Below are 19713 nucleotides of genomic sequence, written 5' to 3'. Positions count from 1 at the left end.
AAATACACAAAAAGAAGACTCCCCATATCACTACCGAAAGCCTCCTAATAAAAATTATTCTTTACCCATTTTTGATCCTTATAAAGTGTGATAGCTTCGCAGTTTTTTTCTTGTTTCCAAGCTTAACATGCGTAGTGTCTGATAATACGGTAAAACCATCGATAAAGCCCTGATTCCAATCAACCATCTTATCGTAGTTACTTATATGAGTTCCGCAAACACCTACGCACAAATCCTTATATCCTGCAGGAACTTCTATGGTAAAGCTCTTTGCGTAAGATACGTAATAGTCATAGGAGCCGCCATTCCACCTTACAGTCTGAGGCTTATATACTTTCCAGCCATCAAATTCCTCATTGGCATCCGATTCCTTGTAGTTGAAGCCATATTGTTGATTTTCCTTAAGCTTCAGATTCTCACCTGTACGATAGTCAACTATACATATATCCAGATAATCTATGAAGTAGGCTCCACTAGTTACTCCATTATCAAGTTTTTTCTGAAAAGCTTGTGCTATCTTTTTAGGCATCCTCTTAGGGAACTGAACCTGAATTGTTATCTTATAGCTGACTCCGCTTCCGGAGCCACCGCCTGAACTTCCACCGGATCCTGAGCCTATCGGCTTTGTACTGTCATAATACTTTGTGATCTTGGCATATATCTTCTGAAGCTTCTTTGATCCCGGTAGCTTCGTATAAACAGCTACCCAATTACCTTTTTGAAGATTAAATGCGACTCCGCTTCTCTTTAGATCCGCAAATTTAGCACTTGCATTAAAGGGAAAAGCAGTAAACATCAAAGCAAAAATAAGGACTACTGACAATAGATTTTTTCTGATTCTCTTCATCTTATCCCCCTCACCGGAAAAAAATCATTTTTTTATCAGCTATACCACATTTGTTATATCGTCAGTTTCTTACAAAATACTTAGTACTTTTTCTCTTAATTCCTGTTTTTTATCGCGCAAAAGCAAAAGCTTATTGTACTCATAATATTTCTCGCAGCCCTCATTCTGAATAAAGCTTAGGCTGTAATGTCCCGAATCAAGTCTTGTAAGGAAAAGCACCATCTCCTGCTCTTCCCCGTATACTTTTGCTATGAAGTCAAAGCAGTTATTTAAGTGTGCTGAAGTTTTTTCAGCAGCCTCTCTTCTTCCTATCTCTCTTCCTGTAAACCACTCTTTTAGAAGCGCTTTTACATCATCACCTTTCTTGCCGATTGCAAGCTCTTCGAATTCCCTGGAAGCATCGATAACTTTTTTAAGTACAATCTCCTGCTCATGATCCATAAGATGTTCACCGGCCTTGGATTCATATTCCCTGATAAGAACCTCCTGCCTCTCACGCAAAAGATCAGACAAGCTGCCCTCTTCAGACTTCTTTACGATGTTTGTGATCTCATCCCTTAGCCTAAGCTGAAGTGAAAGGTCTCTGTTATACTGCACAAATTCCTGAGTGAGCTTATCCATAAACAGGCTGAGTATGCTTAATTTTTCATCAAAAGGAGCCTTCCTTAACTTATCCCTGTCAACCTCTGCCTTCCCTTCCATGATCTCTGAGATGTTGTACGCAGCCTCATATTTTTTATAGAGGGCATAGAACATCGCAAAGTCTCTGGCTATTTCAGGCTCCTGTAGGTACTGCCTTGTTACCTTCTCATCAACCTCTATTCCCAGCTTTTCATACGTACGGATAAGCTGTGAGAGGTCTTCCCAGCCTCTTGCTGTCACGAACTGCTTGCCGTTTATGTCATTCTTTATTCTGTAGAAATTGTCCTTGTGAATATCAAGATATGCAAGCACTGCTCCGTGAATGCCGGTCTTATCCGCATATTCCTTGAAAGTATCCAGATCCTCTTCAATTTCAATTTTCTTTACTCTATCAAGTGTAACTATATCAAAATCCCTTACAGCCTTGTTGTATTCCGGCGGGTTACCTGCGGTCACGATTATAAATCCGTCCGGCACCTTATGAGCTCCGAAGGTTTTGTACTGAAGGAACTGAAGCATTGTAGGCATCAGAGTCTCCGATACGCAGTTTATCTCATCAAGGAAAAGTATTCCCTCATGGATTCCTGTCTGCGCTATCTTATCGTATACAGAAGCGATGATCTCACTCATCGTATATTCTGTTACCGACATTTCTTTGTTGTCATATTTCTTTTTGGAAATAAAAGGAAGTCCTATGGCGCTTTGTCTTGTATGGTGAGTTATCGTATATGAAACCAGATTTATCGAAAGTTCCTCTGCCACCTGCTCCATGATCGCAGTCTTGCCGATTCCCGGAGGTCCGATGAGCAGTATCGGTCTTTGCTTCTGAACCGGAATAAGATATCCTCCCATATCATCTTTTTGCCTGTAGGCCCTGATAGTATTTATTATTTCCTGTTTTGCCTCTCCTATATTCATGTTAAAGCCTTTCTAAAAAAAATATTAGTCTATATACAGCTCTATAGCCCAGTCAGGCATGTGCTGCGTATCGGTTTGTGTTCCAAGCGGAAAAACAAATGCTGTCTCGTAATCGGTAGGCTCCGTTGGATAATCTCCAAAGCCATCCGTAAAATACATAAGTCCTCTAAGATTCCTTAGTTCACCCTTTCTCCTTAGCTTATCCACATACTCAAAAACCGGTCTGAAGTCCGTCCCGTATCCACCTGTTATCTTGAAATTCTCTGCATACTTTTCCATTTCGGAAGGATCCTTGATCAATATATCATTCTGAAGTCTGTTATCACATTCCAAAATATGAACATGGATCTGCCTAAAGAAGTTCTCACTTCTTCTCAAAATAGCTGCCGTCTCATTAAGGAATGTCTGGACCAGGCTCTCCGAGCAGGAAGCGGACGTATCTATTGCTATCACAAATTCATCTATTTTGTGGTTCTCGCTATATTCATTTTCTTCAAAAAGCGGCATATTTCCGTATAGTTCCAGACCATAATTGTACAACCCGTAGTCAAAGGAATCGGGATCAACCTTAAGCTCCTCCCTGACAACCGCTATCTTATTTAGAAACTGCGTGAAATACGTTTTGTCGGAATACTCCGCTTTCAGATAAAAGCTAAGGCTTCCGGTGGCTTTGCTCTTTTCATCACCAAGACTTGCCAGATCGCTTTTTACTCTCTTTGCAACCTGTTTCCAGGCATCCTCGATTTCTTTCTTGTTTGCCCTTCTAAGCTGAAGTCTTGCCTGCAGGTCTATATCTTCGGGAACATCCTTTTCATTGTCATTTGGCTTATCCTCAAGTCTCTCCCATATATCGTGGTCATCAAGCTTAAATTCCCTTACGAGCTTATCAAAAGTTACTTCTCCATACAGATCCTTCTCTTCGATGAAGCGATATATTCTCTCTGCGGTAAGCACACTTACCTCATCCTCTAAAGTCTTATACCACCTGTCTCTTAGATCTGACGAAACCCTGTAAATGCACTGATAGTCCATTGAATCAAGCATATGCTCAACTGCAATGTCGCAGGAGAGAGCCCATATTTCGGTATTTTCAAACACCGGAGGTCTGTACATATGCCTGAACAAGCAATGCAAAAGCATATGCAGATATGTCCTGTTAAGTTTAGAGGGATCCTCTACAAAAGTCCTCAGAACGTAATCGGGATTGTATAAAACATTCTCTGCGTCCGTTCCTACAGTCCTTGTAGACAGTTCAAGCCTCGTACCAAGGAGCGACAGCGCAGGAGCAAGAAACCTCATATCAAGAAGAAGCTCTGTTTTTACCGCACTCCATATTTGATTTGATGTAGATTCAAGTTCAGCTTTTTTCACTTTTAAAAATCAAGCTCCAACATATTATTTGATGTGACATGATTGTCACCACATTCATTTTTGTAATCCATAAGCATACTTACCATAGTGGTATTTCCCGCATCTGTAGCGGCTTTCACTATATCTGATATATGCTCTTTTTTAATAAATTTCCTTTTTATATAAAAATCAGTAACTTCTTCAGGTCTTCTGTAATCATCAAAAATCGTTACCTTTTCGGCTGCCGGATAATCTTTTTTGACCCTTTCAGTCAGATTCTTTTTCGCATTTTCACACAGCCAGTTTTCATACATTTCCTTGGCATCATCAGATAACTGGTATGGATATAAAAGCCTTGCCATTGCTATCTTCTCCGCGGTGACACGATCGTCACATGATGCCTTTACAAAGAGATTATCGTACTCTCTGTAGTTTATTTCACCGGGCTTTACACATTCCCTATACGCATAGCCCGTTCCCTCAATTGCAAATTGAATCGTTCTGGCCATGGTGTTTTCCACAAAATCGTAGTTGAATCCGGGAAAGACAATTAAAGCATCCCCGTCATTTTCATGGATCATAAAAATGATACGTCTGTCATTATCTTCAAGGATACGCCTTATGATCCCGTAATTTCCTCGTTTTATCAAGACATCGATCTCTTCGAGGTTCTCGCACTGTCTTGTTGTTCCGTCAAGATATTCTGTAACAGAATCTGTCAGCGATATTTTCCTTAGATTACTGCAATTATGGAAAGCAAAGCCAAGAATAGTCTCCACGGAATCCGGTATTTCAACCTCTTCCAAGTCTTTCCTTGATGAAAACGAGTGGTTGCCGATTTCCCTTACAGGCACTTTAGAATCATTTTCTGCCGGGATCATCAGCTTTTTACAAGGGCCTTCACACCCCTTTATGACTGCATATTCTCTATCTTCCCTGTCTTTTTTTATCTCAAATTCAAATTTCATTATCCTGTCCGTTTTTCTTCGCTATATGTTGCGCTGTTTTGATCTGCACGATCCTGGAAGCGCTCCCATATCTCTGTGCTTAATTATTACCACAAAATAACCGAATTTCAACCGTAAAAATATAGCGGATGAAATTCGGTTATTGTTTTTTCTTAATCTTCAGGATGCCTTTTTATGATAAAACCATGGCATCGTTTACTTCGTCGTTTCCGGCTTCTTCAAATTTCTGAAGAAGATCCGAAACCTTGAGGTTTTTCTTCTCTTCACCTGATACGTCATAAATGATCTTGCCTTCGCTCATCATAATAAGTCTGTTTCCGTAAGCAATGGCATCCTTCATGTTATGCGTAACCATAAGCGCCGTAAGATTGTGCTCCCTGATGATGTTCTCTGATATCTCAAGGACCTTTTTGGCAGTCTTGGGATCAAGAGCAGCTGTATGCTCATCAAGAAGAAGCAGGTCAGGCTTTTTAAGAGATGCCATAAGAAGTGTAACTGCCTGTCTCTGACCACCTGACAAAAGTCCTACTTTGCTGGTGAGTCTGTCCTCAAGTCCAAGATCAAGAGACTTTAAAAGTTCCTTATATTCGCTTCTCTCTTTTCCGGTAATCCCACTCTTTAAGCCTCTGCTCTGTCCTCTTCTCTTAGCAAGAGCAAGGTTTTCTTCAATCTGCATAGTAGCTGCGGTTCCCATCATCGGGTCCTGAAAAACTCTTCCGATGTATTTTGCTCTCTTGTATTCGGGAAGCCCTGTAATATCATGCCCGTTTAAAACTATGCTTCCTTCATCCACCGGCCATACACCTGCAACTGCATTTAAGATAGTTGATTTTCCTGCTCCGTTGCCGCCTATGACCGTGACAAAATCACCATCGTTAAGAGTCAGGTTCACTCCGTTAAGAGCAACTCTTTCGTTGATCGTTCCCTTATTAAATATTTTTACTAAGTTTTTTATCTCTAACATGATTTTGCTATTCCTTTAAAAAAGTTGTATTATCTCTGCTTTACCTTAATTCCAAGATAGCTCTGGATTGACGGTATTCCAAGGAATACTGCAACGAGCACTGCACTAAGGAGCTTAAGATACGTTGAAGGAAGTCCAAGCTGTAGAACAACCGCTATTACAATGTAATAGATGATTGCACCGACTACCGAAACACCCATTCTTACTGCAAAATTATGTCTTGAACCAAAGATAACTTCGCCTATGATAACAGCAGCAAGACCTATTACAATGGCTCCTCGTCCCGCATTTACATCGGCATTGCCCTGATACTGCGCATATAATCCACCGGCAAATGCTGTAAGTCCGTTACTTACAACAAGTCCGATCCTGATACATCTTCCGGTGTTGATACCCTGAGCTCTTGCCATATTCTGATTGCAACCTGTAGCTCTTATAGCAGAACCAATCTCACTTCCGAAGAAGAGGTACAGAAGAGCAATTATTATTGCAATAATGATCACACTCATGAGAATAGAATAGTTGATGAAACGAAGGCTTACTATAAGTGCATACTGGTCGACACTTATTGCCTGGTTTGATTTTCCCATGATCGCCAGGTTTATCGAATATAATCCGAGCTGTGTCAAAATACCTGAAAGGATCGGCGGTATCTTAAGCATCGTATGAAGAAGACCTGTGACATAACCTGCTATCATACCTGCAAGGAAAGAGCAGATAAGAGCAACATATACGTTTTGTCCGGAGAGCATCATCATTACGCAAGTGGCACCACCCGTACAAAAAGAACCGTCAACGGTCATATCCGCATAATCAAGAACTTTAAAAGTAAGAAAAACACTTATTGCCAGGATTCCCCAGATAAGTCCCTGGGCTACAGACCCCGGCAGGGCATGTAAAAGCGAGATCATAAAATACTCCTTAATAATAAAAAATTAAAACAAAGGCACTCAAATATCTATGAGCGCCTTTGCCTCTTAGATCAATCTGATTATATTATTCACCCATCTCGATAGCTGTAAGATCTGAAAGCAGAGTCTCGTCAAACTCAATAGCTGTTGCTGTCTCCGGGTTGTACTCAGCAGTGATTCCCTCTGAAACAAATTCGATAGGCATCTCTGCAGGGTTCTTACCGTTTACAAGAATCTCGTAAGCCTGTTTTCCAGCTGTAACACCGAGGTCGTAGTAGCTGATTGAAAGAGTAGCAAGACCACCGTTTTTGCACATGTTCTCTTCACCGCAGATTACCGGGATCTTGGCAGGTACTGTTTCATTCTTAACAATTGACATGTTATCTGCAATTGTGTTGTCTGTGGGAATGTAGAAAACATCACAGTTTGAAACTGCTGTGGCTACAACTGACTGAATCTCGTTTGAATCAGCAACTGTATACTCTTTATAAGCAATACCGGCTTCGTCAAGGTACTGCTCAGCAAGCTTAACCTGGAAATCTGAATTTGCTTCGGATGAGCAGTAGAGAATACCTACCTGCTTTGCATCCGGAACAAGCTTCTTTAAAAGTTCGATCTGCTCATCAACAGGAGCAAGATCGGAAGCACCTGTAACATTGGTTCCGGGAGCATCGTTATCGTTTATAACACCTGCTGACTTGTAGTCTGTGATAGAAGTTCCAACGATCGGAATATCACCTGTTGCTGCAGCTGCTGCCTGAAGTGCTGCTGTAGCATTAGCCATGATAAGATCATCTTTATCATTTACGAATTTAGTAGTAATGGTTGCACAGTTAGCCTGCTCACCCTGAGCATTCTGATAATCAAATGAAACTGTATAACCATCAGCTGAAAGAGCCTCTGAAAGGCCATCCTTAAAGCCCTGTGTTGCAGCATCAAGTGCAGGATGTTCTACAAGCTGGATTATGCCAACCTTAAACTCTTTGCCTGCCTCAGCTGTGCTCTCTGCAGAATCATCAGCAGCTTCCTCTGTTGTTTCCTCAGCTGCATCATCTGCTGCTTCCTCTGTAACCTCTGCCTCTTCAGCTTCCGCTTCAGAAGTCTCTTCTGTTGCTTCTGTATTCTCAGTGGTATTGCCTCCTGCTGTGCGGGCGCATCCTGCCATACTAAGAACCATAGCACTTGAAAGAACCATAGCCAGTATCTTCTTTTTCATACTTTTTCCTCCTCGTATATTATGTGTTGGCACGATTGCTCCGCAATCCTGCCCTATCGGTCGGAACCATTCCAAATCATGACTTCGTCATGATGGTTCCTCCCTCGTATTGTATCCCGGTTTGAATCGTTGTCAAAACCCGCAGATACATAGTTAATTATACTTTCACATTTTGACGCTTTAAACCGTCAAAGTGAAATATTTATAATAATATCGCAAATGATGAATTTGGTCAACATTTTGACCAATAATTTAATTAGAAATTATGACCGGGAATATAGTTTGACAAATAGGAAAAAACTGCGCCCTAAGGCGCAGTAACTATCATTTTCTCTTATATACCCTGAAGGTGTAGGTTGTGTCGAAATATACCTGTTCTTCGCTCTCCTCTGAAAGCTCCCACTCATCTGACTTATCTAAATCTGTGAAAAAGCGGTCTGCCTCGAAAGCTCTGTCAATTTTTGTCACAATACAGGTATCTGTCATGGGAAGAAGCTCTTCATATACCTTGGCTCCTCCTATGCAGTAAACTATGTCTGTATCGTAATCCGCAAGAACCTCTTCAAGCTCATCCAGGTTGTGCACAACTGTAGCATTTTTTACAGTATAGTCAGGATTTGAGGAAAGAATGATGTTTTTTCTACCCTCAAGAGGCTGCTGCCCGGGAAATGTCTCAAGTGTCTTTCTTCCATAAACAAGAACCTTTCCCATTGTTTCCGCCCTGAAGTTTTTCATGTCACTCGGAATCCTTATAAGGAGCTGGCCCTTATTTCCAATCCCCCAGTTTTCGTCTGCTGATAAAATTATTTTCATTTTGTCACCTCGTATTTATACCGCTATAGGAATATTTTTTATCTGCTCTCCCGCTACTTCGTAGTTTTCCACAGATACGTCATCTCTTGTAAACTCATAGAAATCATGCACATCAGGATTCAGTCTGAATGTCGGAGCAGGCTTAGGCGTTCTGGTAATAAGTTCCTTGATAAGGTCAACGTGCCTGTCGTAAATATGCGCATCAGCTATTACATGCACAAGTTCTCCCACGTTCATATCACAGACCTGAGCAAGCATATGCACCAGCACAGAATACTGAACCACGTTCCAGTTATTTGCAGCAAGAACGTCCTGTGAGCGCTGGTTTAAAACCGCATTAAGAGTCAGTCTGTCATCGCCTTTTTTCTGGGTAACATTGAAGGTCATGCTATATGCGCACGGATACAGATGCATCTCTGATAAGTCCTGATGCACATACATATTGGTCATTATTCGTCTTGAAAAAGGATTGTTTTTGAGGTCATAGATCACCCTGTCCACCTGGTCAAACCAGCCTTCTTTATATTTGTGCTTTATTCCCATCTGATAACCGTAGGCTTTTCCGATGGAGCCAGTCTCATCAGCCCATTCGTCCCATACATGACTGTGAAGATCATGAATATTATTGGACTTTTGCTGCCATATCCATAGCATCTCATCAGTTGCACTCTTAAGAGCTGTTTTCCTAAGTGTCATAATGGGGAATTCTTCCGCCAGGTTGTAGCGGTTTACAACTCCGAACTTCTTAATGGTATATGCGGGTGTTCCATCCTCCCAGTGAGGTCTTACCTTCTCACCCTCTGTACTGGTTCCGTTTTCCAGGATGTCCCTGCACATATTTATAAAAATCTCATCTGCTTTGCTCATCAATCCCTCCCCTGTTAACAAATGTCATATCGTCAATAATGATGTAAGGGTCAAAAGTACCTCTTGACCCTTACACCATTATATAAAAAAACAGCATTCATTCAAATACTTAACTTTCCCACTTATCACAAAGAGCGATGATCTGGTCTGCAAATTTGGCCTTGTCTTTATTTGTCATACCTTCGCTTCTGGCAATAATAGCGGTCAGGCGTGCTCCTGCTGCCTTAAGTCTTGTGAATACATCAGATACAAGCTTGGACGTCTTCTTAACAGCAGCCTTGGGTACTCCTTCCTTGACGATCTGTCCGGATATAAGGTCAAATTCTGTCCCGCTGTAAGGCGCATAGGTATCAAATCCGTATTCTTCGCGAAGGTATCCCGCAAATGCCGTGCAAGTTCCATCTTCGCCATGTACAAGAAATACCTTTTTGGGCTTTTGCTTAAATCCCTGTATCCATCTAATAAGTCCGCCCTTGTCTGCATGTCCCGACAATCCGGTCAGTTTGCATATTTCTGCCTGGACATCTATCTCTTCTCCAAAGAGCTTCACCGAATCCGCACCTTCGATTATGGCTCTTCCGGTAGTTCCTATCGACTGATAACCTACAAACAATATCGTAGATTCCGGTCTCCAGAGGTTATGTTTCAGGTGATGCCTTATTCTTCCGGCTTCGCACATACCTGATGCAGATATGATGACTTTGGGTGTCTCCTCATCATTTATCGCTCTTGACTCCTCAGTTGTGATGGCCAGATTAAGTCCCGGAAAAGCGATGGGATTTATGTGCTTTTTTACAAGAGCCATCGCTTCCTCATCATAGCATTCCATTGCATGATCCGAAAAAACTTCAGTAGCTTCAACTGCCATAGGCGAATCCACATAAACAGGGAAATCGCTTACTGCCGTCACAAGATGTTCCTTTTTTATGGTCCTTAAAAAATACAATATTTCCTGCGTCCTTCCAACAGCAAAGGAAGGAATAACAACATTGCCGCCTCTTGCGAAGGTTCTGTTTAATATCTCCGTAAGCTCCTTTACATAATCAGGTCTCTCCCCTTCATGATATCTGTCGCCATACGTCGATTCCATCACAACATAATCTGCGCTGTCAGTCATAGCGGGATCTTTTATAAGCGGCTGATCATTATTTCCGATATCACCTGAAAATACAATCTTCTTTTCTGTATTTTTTTCACTGACCCACACCTCTATGCTGGCAGAGCCAAGAAGATGCCCTATATCCGTAAAGCGGATCTTCACGCCTTCACACACATCTATTACAGTGCCGTAATCACAAGGCACTATAAGGCGGAGAGTTCCGTCTGCATCTTCCATCGTATATACAGGTTCAACCTGCTTTATATCCTTGTTTCTCTTACCTTTCCTGCTTCTCCACTCCGCTTCCTGCATCTGAATGTGCGCACAGTCCCTCAGCATTATGCTGCACAGATCGGCAGTAGGACGAGTCATGAATATTTTTCCTCTGAATCCTCTTGAAAATAAAAGCGGAAGATTACCCGAATGATCAATATGTGCATGGGTAAGAAATACGTAATCAATCTGCGCCTCGGGAACCGGCAGATCTACATGTTCGAAGGATATCCGACCCTGCTCCATTCCGTAGTCAACCAAAATGTGTTTGTCACCAATCTCCAGATAGTGACAACTTCCAGTAACTTCATGGTCCGCACCGATAAAAGTAAGTTTCATAGGCGAATCCTCCTCGTATATTATGTATTGGCACGATTGCTCCGCAATCCTGCCCTATCGGTCGGAACCATTCCAAATCATGACTTCGTCATGATGGTTCCTCCCTTTGATTGTAGATTAGATATATTAATTATAATGTTTATCTGTCTTTTCTTCTATCCAAAAAATGGAAAAAACTATTTGAAACGCCTCCGTTTTCTCTTATAATAGTATGTGATTTTCTATATTGGAGGACTTTCTTATGTCATTTGCAGTTTTTGTTGACGGCAGTGCAAATCTGCCAAAGGAGATGCTTGACGGAATTGAGGTTTTACCTTGCGATTATCTCATTAACGGCGAGCAGAAAATTTATACCGGAGATTTGGAATCATTCGATTCACATTCATATTATGAAGGCTTAAAAAACGGGGACAAGGTAAAGACCAGTCTCTTGAACACTCAGACATTTATCGATCATTTCACTCCCGTTGTCAAAGAGGGAAAAGATATCGTTTACATCGCCATGAGCGCAGGAATAAGCGGAACTTACAATGCAGCAATTGCAGCTGCAGATGAGCTCATGGAAGAATATGACGGATGCTATGTTCACATTGTGGATTCCATGGGTTGCGGATTTGGAAGCGGTCTTCTTGCACTTAAAGCCGCACAGCTTTCAAAAGAAAACATGCCCTGTCCTGAGGCTTCAAAGATCCTTGATGCCGCAGTTCCACATGCATGCCAGTATTTTACAGTAGACGACCTTAATTTTCTTAAAAACACAGGTCGTGTAAGCGGCGTTACAGCAAGTATCGGTACTGTACTTAATATCAAACCTATTCTTTTTGGTGACAGCACAGGCCATATCATTTCCTGCGGAAAAGTACGCGGAAGAAAAAAATCTATCGATGCTATCGTAGAGAAATACAAAGCCAAGAGAATGACTGACGGCGACCAGACTGTCTGCATTTCCCATGGCGACTGCTTAGATGATGCCAATGAGCTTGCATCACTTGTAAAAGAAGCAAACCCGGATGCTAAGATTACGATTGCCTCTCACGAGCCTTTTTCCGGTTCACACGTAGGCCCCGGTATGCTTGGGCTCTTCTTCTGGGGAACCGAAAGATAACGTAAAACAGCATTTATTAAACCTTGGATTTTTAATCAAAAATGAAAAAAATAGATTTTGAGAACGGAGGAACTCTGCGTAATATCTTAGCTACAGCCATTCCAATGCTTGTAGCTCAGATATTAAACCTCCTGTACAACATAGTTGATAGAATATATATAGCCAGAATTCCTGTTATCGGAACAGTTGCCTTAGGCGCAGTAGGGCTTTGTTTCCCTCTTGTAATACTTATCACAGCTTTTACCAATATGTACGGAAGCGGTGGTGCTCCACTTTTTTCCATCGCCAGAGGAAGCAGAAATGAAAAAGAAGCAAGAGGAATTCAAGATACATCATTCTTTCTTCTTATTTCCACAGCCGTTGTTCTGACAATATTCTGTGAGATATTCTCAAGCCCCATCCTTACACTTTTTGGAACATCTAAAGCATCGATGGTATATGCTCTGCCCTATCTTAGGATATATCTTCTCGGAACAATTTTTTCCATGATTGCAACAGGTATGAATCCCTTTATTACCGCTCAGGGTTTCTCAGTAATAGGAATGACTACAATAATTGTAGGCGCCCTTGCCAATATCATTTTAGATCCCATCTTCATATTTGTTTTTGGCCTTGGCATAGAAGGCGCAGCTATTGCAACAATCCTCTCGCAGGGACTTTCTGCTGCTTACGTTCTTAGCTTTATATTTGGAAAAAGATGTGAATACCCTGTACATATCATGAATCTGACTGAAATAAAGAAGTGCGGTGACAGAGCTAAAAACATAATCGGCCTTGGAACAGCTGCATTCATCATGCAGTTTACCAATGCTGCGGTACAAATTTCCTGCAACAATGTCCTTGCTGATGTGGGCGGAGATCTCTATGTCTCAATAATGACAATTGTAAATTCTGCCCGTCAGATGATGGAAACTCCAATCCTTGCAATCTCAGAGGGAGCTTCTCCTATCATCAGCTACAACTACGGTGCAAAACGAATTAAAAAGATCAAAAAGGCAATCGTGATTCTCTTTGCACTAAGCTTCACCTACACAGGATCTGTCTGGATACTCATAAGACTGTTTCCGGCATTTATCATCAGCATCTTCAGTAACGATACTACAATCCTTGCAGATGCGATACCGGCCTTCAATCTGTACTTTTCGACTTTTATCTTCATGACTTTCCAGCACACAGGCCAGGTTACCTTTAAGTCACTGGGCAAAAAAAATCATGCTATCTTCTTTTCACTATTCAGAAAAGCCATGATCGTTGTGCCGCTCACCTATCTTCTTCCCTATCTGTTTAATATGGGAACAAACGGTGTCTTCGCAGCAGAGCCCATAAGCAATGTCATAGGCGGTCTCGCCTGCTTCATCACAATGCTGATAACCGTAAGCCATCTATAATCTCAGAACATATCGGTCCGCGCATCTTCTGCATAAATACAAGAGGCCACACCCAAAGGGTGTGACCTCTTGTATTTATGCAGAAGATGGGACTTGAACCCACACGCCTTGCGGCACAGGAACCTAAATCCTGCATGTCTGCCAATTCCATCACTTCTGCGAACTTATATAATATACCGCATATTAAGCCATACGTCAATTTCAGTTTAAGTTTCGAGGTCGGCCCCTCCGCAGGATGCCGACCTCGAATACTAATTAAATCTTTAAATCTCAAATCTAAATGTCCTGATCTCGAAAGGCTTAAATGATACATCAAGCTTACCGCCTTCAAGTACTGCATCATTAATCTTCTCTTCCAGAAGATTACATTCACATACGCCCTTAACATCAGCAGCAATATGAAGAGATGTATTCTCCCTCTTATCATAAGGCTCATAGCATCTTACAATAATAGCTTTTCCATCCTCAGACTTCTTAACAGCTTCTACTATAACGTCTGATCCTTCTGTCCATACAAAGCTGTAATCGGAAGCGAGCTTCTCGCCTGCCTTATTCTTAACAACTGCCTTAAGCGGATTGTTGAAAAGATAAGCCTTTGCAGCAGTATTTCCTTCTACAAATGTTCCCTCGTGAGGGCAGAAGGAATATGTAAAGCTATGGTGCTCCTTATCTGCATCCGGATTAGGATATGTTGCGCTCTTGAGCATAGTAAGTCCGATCACGCCGTCATGAATGCTATATCCGAATTTGCAGTCATTTAATACGCTAAGACCATAGGTTGCTTCGCTAATATCGATCCACTTCTGAGCACATACTTCAAACTTGGCAAAATCCCATGAAGTATTGTAATGAGTAGGTCTCTTAACATTACCGTACTGGATCTCGTATGTAGCCTCAGTAGCATGGATATCAACAGGGAAATATCCTCTAAGCAGGATATGATTTTCCTTCCAGTCAATCTCATGTCTGATATCAAAACGATACAGATCGCGATAGAAGTACATGTACTGTACAAGTGTTGAGTCAAGGTACTTGTATGTAACCTTGATACATCCGCGAAGAGGTCCTTCTTCGATAACTTCTACAGATTCAGCCTTATCAATTTCCCATGACTTCTCTGTGTAGTAGTTGTTTATATCCCAAGCATCAAAATTGTGAGGCTGATCCTCATAGGTCATAAGGACATTTCCGAGCTCGCCGCTCTTTAACAGCTCTCTTTTTGCCTTCTTATCAAAAATGCTTGTAAATCTTCCGTCAGCATCAATCTTTATGCTAAAGAAAGGTGTTTCAACAGAATTCTTTGTAATATCAAGGCTGCCCTTTGACTCACATTTATCAGCTACCTTAAATGAAGAATAGCCGTGTGCGGAAGCAGAAGGTATAACGACAAATGCGCCATCTTCTGTCTGCTGAACTTCGTAGGTACCATTTTCATCAGAAACTGCTTTTACATCCTTGGCACCGGGAATAAGTACAGGAGCAGTCTCATTTATGCCTGTAGCATTAAATACTACAATATCTCCCTTTTCACCCTTGATCTCATCTGCTACGCTCTCTGTGATCGCATCGATGTTCTTTGCAGCAATACCAAGAATCTCTTCATACTCTTCCTTGGACTGCTCGTAAACTTCCTTTATTGATGAGCCCGGCAGAATATCGTGGAACTGGTTTTTAAGGATTGTCTGCCATCCGCTTGTCAGCTCTTTTTCAGGATATGCAAGTCCTATGAGGCGCTCTGCCATTGTTCCGAGGAACTCAAGATTCTCATAGGCAAACTCGGATTTTCTGTTAAATCTCTTATTTCTTGCCATGGAAGTATATGTTCCACGGTGATACTCAAGGTATAACTCTCCGCTCCAGATAGGCATATACTTGTTCCCCTTTGTGTTTTCCTCGAGCACATGGAAAAACTCTGTGGGAAGTGCCTGCTTTGTCTCAGGACATCCGGGGATACCCTGCTGCATTCTTCTCTGGTTTTCAAGCATTTCTCTTGTAGGGCCGCCGCCGCCGTCTCCCCATCCATAGGACATGAGGACTTCGTCGTTGATATGCTTCTGTGAATATCTCTGCCAGCTTCCCATTACCTGAGTGGGACTGAGCATTCCGTTGTAGGTTGTGAAATGATCGTTTTCCGCACCACCCTCAACAGCTCTTGCATTGTAGTCCCTTGTAGGAATAAAGTGAGTAAGGATGCGTGTTCCATCTATGCCCTCCCAATAGAAAGTATCATAGGGCATCTTATTAAACTCACTCCAGCTGATCTTGGTGGTCATGAAATATTTTATGTTTGATTTTTCCATGATCTGAGGGAGAGCTGCGCTGTAACCGAAAACATCGGGAAGCCAGAGTATCTCGCTTGGCTTGTCGAACTCTTCCTTGAAAAATCTTATTCCATATAAGAACTGTCTTACAAGAGCTTCACCGGAAGGAATATTGCAGTCTGCTTCTACCCACATTCCGCCTTCAGGTTCCCAGCGGCCTTCCTTAATGCGCTCTTTTACCTGCTCATAGATATCCGGAGCTTTTTCTTTTACATACAGATATTCCTGAGGCTGGCTGTGCATGAACTTATACTCAGGGTATCTTCTCATAAGCTCAAGAACTGTTGAAAAGCTTCTTACAGTCTTGTCTTTTGTTGTATCAATTGACCAGAGCCATGCAAGGTCTATATGAGTATGGCCTGTGCAATATACGGTCTGTTTTGAATTTCCGCCGTATTTCTTATAGAAGTTCTTATCAAGGTAATCATCTGCCTTTTTAAGTGTTTCAAAGAACTCTTTTGAAAAAGGCTTTCTCATATCAAGAAGATTGAGAGACTCATTAAGAGCCTGAATGATCGTTATATGCGAAGTATCTTCTGCGGGAAGAAGTCTTGCAACATCATAGGGCACCTTGAGGTCATAATAGTATTTTTCAACATCCGCATGATAGATGTGGAAATTGGAATCAAGGGCTATCTGGAAATTGTTATCTCCTGTAAATGCAGCAAGAACTATTCTGAAGGTCTCACCTGCATGGGCCGACTCTGTAAGCAGAAGGTCTCTGTGATTTACGTCCATGCCCATTCTCTTTTCACCGTTTACGTATACAAGGAACTGAGGATTAAGAGCATCCCAGCCATCTTCCCTGCCGGTCCTAAGTGTATATACAAGTGCTTTCCCCTCGCACTCTGAAGGCACAGTTATTGTAGTATCAAAATAAAAATACTCTCTGTGTCCTCCCCATATCTCTGTGTTTTTAAGTTCATCCCAACCCGTTGAATCCATTGTTTCAACATCAGGATATCTTTCATCAGAATGCTTCATTCTGTAAGTCGTTATCGGAAAAGACTTCTCATATCTCAGATCACCAAGTATTCCTATGAGTCTTCCGATTCTTTCTTTTAAGAAAACCATACTAATCTCCTTTTCTCTTTAGTGTATCTTTACTCTGTATCCGCAGTAATCCATGACAGCTTCACAAAATACTGAGTTTGCCCATGAAAACCAGGGTCTTGTGTACTCATTAGGGTCATCAACATTAACGCCCTCGTGCATGAGGAATGTACCTGCATCCGTTTCAGTAAGCAGATTTAAAAGCCTCATCTTTTCATCAACATCATCTGATGTTATAGCCTGCATGCAAATTGACATATCCCAGACATATCTTGTAGGCGTATGCGGACTTCCTATACCCTTTAGGCATTTACCTTCGTAATAATATGGATTGGCATCACTTAAGATATGATTCCTCGTCTGAAGGTATCTGTCATCGTCTCTCTCAAGATATCCCATGTAGGGAATTGACAGAAGGCTAGGCAGATTAGCATCATCCATGATGTTATACTGTCCGAATCCGTCTACCTCGTAGGCATAAATATTCTTATCAAACAAAACAGGATGTGCATATTTTTCTACTGATTCCCTGACCTGACTTGAAAAACTCTCCGCCTCTTTGGAAAGCTCATCATCCTTATAAATTTCTGCGGCAATCTCAGAAATGTAGCCAAGTATTACTGATGCCAGCATATTTGAAGGAATAAGGTATCCGTATGTGCACGCGTCATCGGAAGGTCTAAAGCCCGACCAGATGAGACCGATATTATCCTTGCAAAGTGCGCCCTTTCCATCTCTGGAAAGAGTATCGGTGAATACCACGCAGTTTCTTTCAAATCTGTAATTAGATTTGTGTTCGTGATCCTGCTCCGTGCGGAATGTTTCAATAACAGTCTTTGCAGCCTTCTTCCAATCTTCTGTAAACTGAGCAGTTTCACCGCTGTTTTTCCACAGTAGATATGAGAGCTGAATCGGGAAGCAAAGTGAATCTATCTCATATTTGCGCTCCCATATCTCAGGTTTCATATCTGTCTTATCATCCTGGAAGCCGTTACCGTTTGGACCTTCATTAAATGCATTGGCATAAGGATCTGCCAGAATGCATTTTGTCTGCTTGTCTATCAGTTTAACGATGACATCTCTTATTTCCTGTTCTTTTTGGGCAAACAAAAGAAAAGGTCTAAGCTGACAGGATGAATCTCTAAGCCACATTGCAGGGATGTCTCCTGTTATTACAAAAACAGAGCCATCATCCAAAGTCTTAATTGTTGTCTGAAGTGTATTGCTTATACATTTTTCAAACATCTCCGGGATTTTGCTTTCCTTAGGAAACTTTTCCCTGACTTCTGCACACATATCCTTTATTGCTGCGTATTCTCCGGAAATATTCATTACCTCTAAACTCCTTTCAAATCAGAACCTGTTATATCAAAGTCATTCATCAATAAGCTTATAGGGGACATTTACAATTCCCTGCTTTTTTTCACCCTTTATTATGGAGGAGAGCATCTGAACAGCTTCTATTCCTATCCTGTTTTCATCCTGCCTTATATGCAAAAATGTTTTACCGCCATTGTAAAAAGCTGCGATCTCATCAAAGGTTGCGATAGCTATATCCCGCTTTAGTTCGTTAGCCGCCATATTAAGAAGCACTGCGATCTTATATTCGGTTGCAAGGAAGGTATTACAGTCCTTATGAGCCTTAAGGAGTTTTAACGCACCGGAATAGTCCACCTTGAATTCTCTTGTATTTTCTGAATAGCCGTCCTGCATCTCTATATGAGCGATAGTACCGGATACGTTGTCATGTTCCATAACAGCAGCAGTAAATCCGTCATATCTTTCAGAGAGGGTTGGCATCTCCACATCCGCATGTGTCACAAAGCAGATCCTGTCGTCTCCGTTTTTTAGAAGCTTGTTCGTAAGCTCATAGGCTGCCTTGTAATTATCCGTTTTTACGCAGGGAATCGGAATTCCCTTCATAGGTCTGTCAACAAGCACAAGCGGATACCCTTTAAGGCCTAGCTCAAGCAAAGTGTTGTTGTACACCTCTCCGTGAACGCACATGACTATAATTCCCTTTGCGCCAAGCTCTATAAACTGCCTGACCGTATCATTTTCCGACTCTATGCTTCCATAGGTACAGCCAAACAATAACCGCAAGTTCTGTCTGTGACATTCTCTCTCGATTCCCCTTAGCATCTCACTACCAAAGTCCTCGCTGAAAGTATCAACTATAACGCCGATCATGTTTGCATCTTTTGAAAATGATATATCTTTTGGTTTTTCATGTGAGAAAGCTGTCGCATTCTCAAGAATGTCCTTTGCATCCTCAGTGACATAAGACCCGCGACCTCTTGTCCTTATAGCGAGTCCTTCCTGCGTTAGGATCTCCATGGCTTTCTTGCTTGTAATCCTGCTGACGCCGTATTCTTCAGCGAGTTCAAGCTCAGAGGGAAGTTTATCTCCGGATTTTAATTCTCCGCTTTTAATCTTGCCCTTCAAGTCACTATAAATTTTTTCATATCTGAGTTCTTTTGACATAGGGGTACTCTTTCTTTTTAAATGATATATCTTTTTCGGTTATTTGTTATATCATTTGCATATCATAATATAATACTTATTTTTTTATCTCAATAGTGAAAATCACACAAATTTAAAGGTGAAAATTTGTTTAAATCCATAGCGGAGCTTTTTTG

15 protein-coding genes and 1 tRNA gene are annotated in these 19713 nt (G+C 41.6%); 2 read left to right on the top strand and 14 right to left on the bottom strand.

Going from position 1 to position 19713, the window contains the following annotated elements:
* Positions 1-61: 61 nt before the first annotated feature.
* The 10 genes from T543_RS09035 to T543_RS08990 form a co-directional block, all read right to left on the bottom strand.
* Positions 62-847 (bottom strand): hypothetical protein, encoded by a 786-nt coding sequence (locus T543_RS09035; protein ID WP_035767702.1) that lies wholly within the window; start codon positions 845-847, stop codon positions 62-64.
* Between the two features lie 69 nt (positions 848-916).
* A complete protein-coding gene (locus T543_RS09030; RefSeq protein ID WP_035767698.1) occupies positions 917-2407 on the bottom strand; it encodes an ATP-binding protein in 1491 nt (496 codons plus the stop codon).
* A 24-nt stretch (positions 2408-2431) separates the two neighbouring features.
* A complete protein-coding gene (locus tag T543_RS09025; RefSeq protein ID WP_051638657.1) occupies positions 2432-3778 on the bottom strand; it encodes a vWA domain-containing protein in 1347 nt (448 codons plus the stop codon).
* A gap of 2 nt (positions 3779-3780) precedes the next feature.
* Positions 3781-4725 (bottom strand): leucine-rich repeat protein, encoded by a 945-nt coding sequence (locus tag T543_RS09020; RefSeq protein ID WP_051638656.1) that lies wholly within the window; start codon positions 4723-4725, stop codon positions 3781-3783.
* Between the two features lie 172 nt (positions 4726-4897).
* The gene (locus T543_RS09015; RefSeq protein ID WP_035767697.1) at positions 4898-5689 is read right to left on the bottom strand and encodes an ABC transporter ATP-binding protein; all 792 of its coding nucleotides are present in this window, start codon (positions 5687-5689) and stop codon (positions 4898-4900) included.
* A gap of 29 nt (positions 5690-5718) precedes the next feature.
* Positions 5719-6600: an ABC transporter permease gene (locus tag T543_RS09010; protein WP_035767696.1), complete on the bottom strand. Its 882-nt coding sequence runs from the start codon at positions 6598-6600 to the stop codon at positions 5719-5721.
* 85 nt (positions 6601-6685) lie between these two features.
* A complete protein-coding gene (locus tag T543_RS09005; protein ID WP_035767694.1) occupies positions 6686-7816 on the bottom strand; it encodes an ABC transporter substrate-binding protein in 1131 nt (376 codons plus the stop codon).
* A 324-nt stretch (positions 7817-8140) separates the two neighbouring features.
* Entirely contained in the window at positions 8141-8629 is a 489-nt protein-coding gene (locus T543_RS09000; RefSeq protein ID WP_035767692.1) for a dihydrofolate reductase, read from the bottom strand.
* Between the two features lie 15 nt (positions 8630-8644).
* Positions 8645-9496 carry a thymidylate synthase gene (thyA, locus tag T543_RS08995; RefSeq protein WP_035767690.1) on the bottom strand — a complete coding sequence of 284 codons (852 nt, stop codon included), beginning with the start codon at positions 9494-9496 and terminating at the stop codon, positions 8645-8647.
* A 109-nt stretch (positions 9497-9605) separates the two neighbouring features.
* The gene (locus T543_RS08990; protein ID WP_035767689.1) at positions 9606-11207 is read right to left on the bottom strand and encodes an MBL fold metallo-hydrolase RNA specificity domain-containing protein; all 1602 of its coding nucleotides are present in this window, start codon (positions 11205-11207) and stop codon (positions 9606-9608) included.
* 241 nt (positions 11208-11448) lie between these two features.
* Here T543_RS08990 and T543_RS08985 point away from each other — a divergent pair, with 241 nt between their 5' ends.
* Both T543_RS08985 and T543_RS08980 read left to right on the top strand, forming a co-directional pair.
* Complete coding sequence (locus tag T543_RS08985) at positions 11449-12312, top strand: DegV family protein (RefSeq protein ID WP_035767687.1); 864 nt, start codon at positions 11449-11451, stop codon at positions 12310-12312.
* Positions 12313-12353: 41 nt separating this feature from the next.
* Entirely contained in the window at positions 12354-13700 is a 1347-nt protein-coding gene (locus tag T543_RS08980; protein ID WP_035767686.1) for an MATE family efflux transporter, read from the top strand.
* Between the two features lie 78 nt (positions 13701-13778).
* Here the strand turns inward: T543_RS08980 and T543_RS08975 are convergent.
* From T543_RS08975 to T543_RS08960, 4 genes are all read right to left on the bottom strand, one after another.
* Positions 13779-13860, bottom strand: a tRNA-Leu gene (locus tag T543_RS08975).
* A 103-nt stretch (positions 13861-13963) separates the two neighbouring features.
* Positions 13964-17095 carry an alpha-mannosidase gene (locus tag T543_RS08970; protein ID WP_035767684.1) on the bottom strand — a complete coding sequence of 1044 codons (3132 nt, stop codon included), beginning with the start codon at positions 17093-17095 and terminating at the stop codon, positions 13964-13966.
* A gap of 18 nt (positions 17096-17113) precedes the next feature.
* Complete coding sequence (locus T543_RS08965; protein ID WP_035767683.1) at positions 17114-18406, bottom strand: glycoside hydrolase family 125 protein; 1293 nt, start codon at positions 18404-18406, stop codon at positions 17114-17116.
* A gap of 42 nt (positions 18407-18448) precedes the next feature.
* Positions 18449-19558 carry a GntR family transcriptional regulator gene (locus T543_RS08960; protein ID WP_035767682.1) on the bottom strand — a complete coding sequence of 370 codons (1110 nt, stop codon included), beginning with the start codon at positions 19556-19558 and terminating at the stop codon, positions 18449-18451.
* Positions 19559-19713 lie beyond the last annotated feature (155 nt).

The sequence above is a fragment of the Butyrivibrio sp. NC2002 genome (genome assembly GCF_000702265.1).
Classification (GTDB): domain Bacteria; phylum Bacillota; class Clostridia; order Lachnospirales; family Lachnospiraceae; genus Butyrivibrio.
The sequence above is the reverse complement of the archived record's forward strand: the minus strand, read 5'-3'. Positions and strand labels throughout refer to the sequence as shown.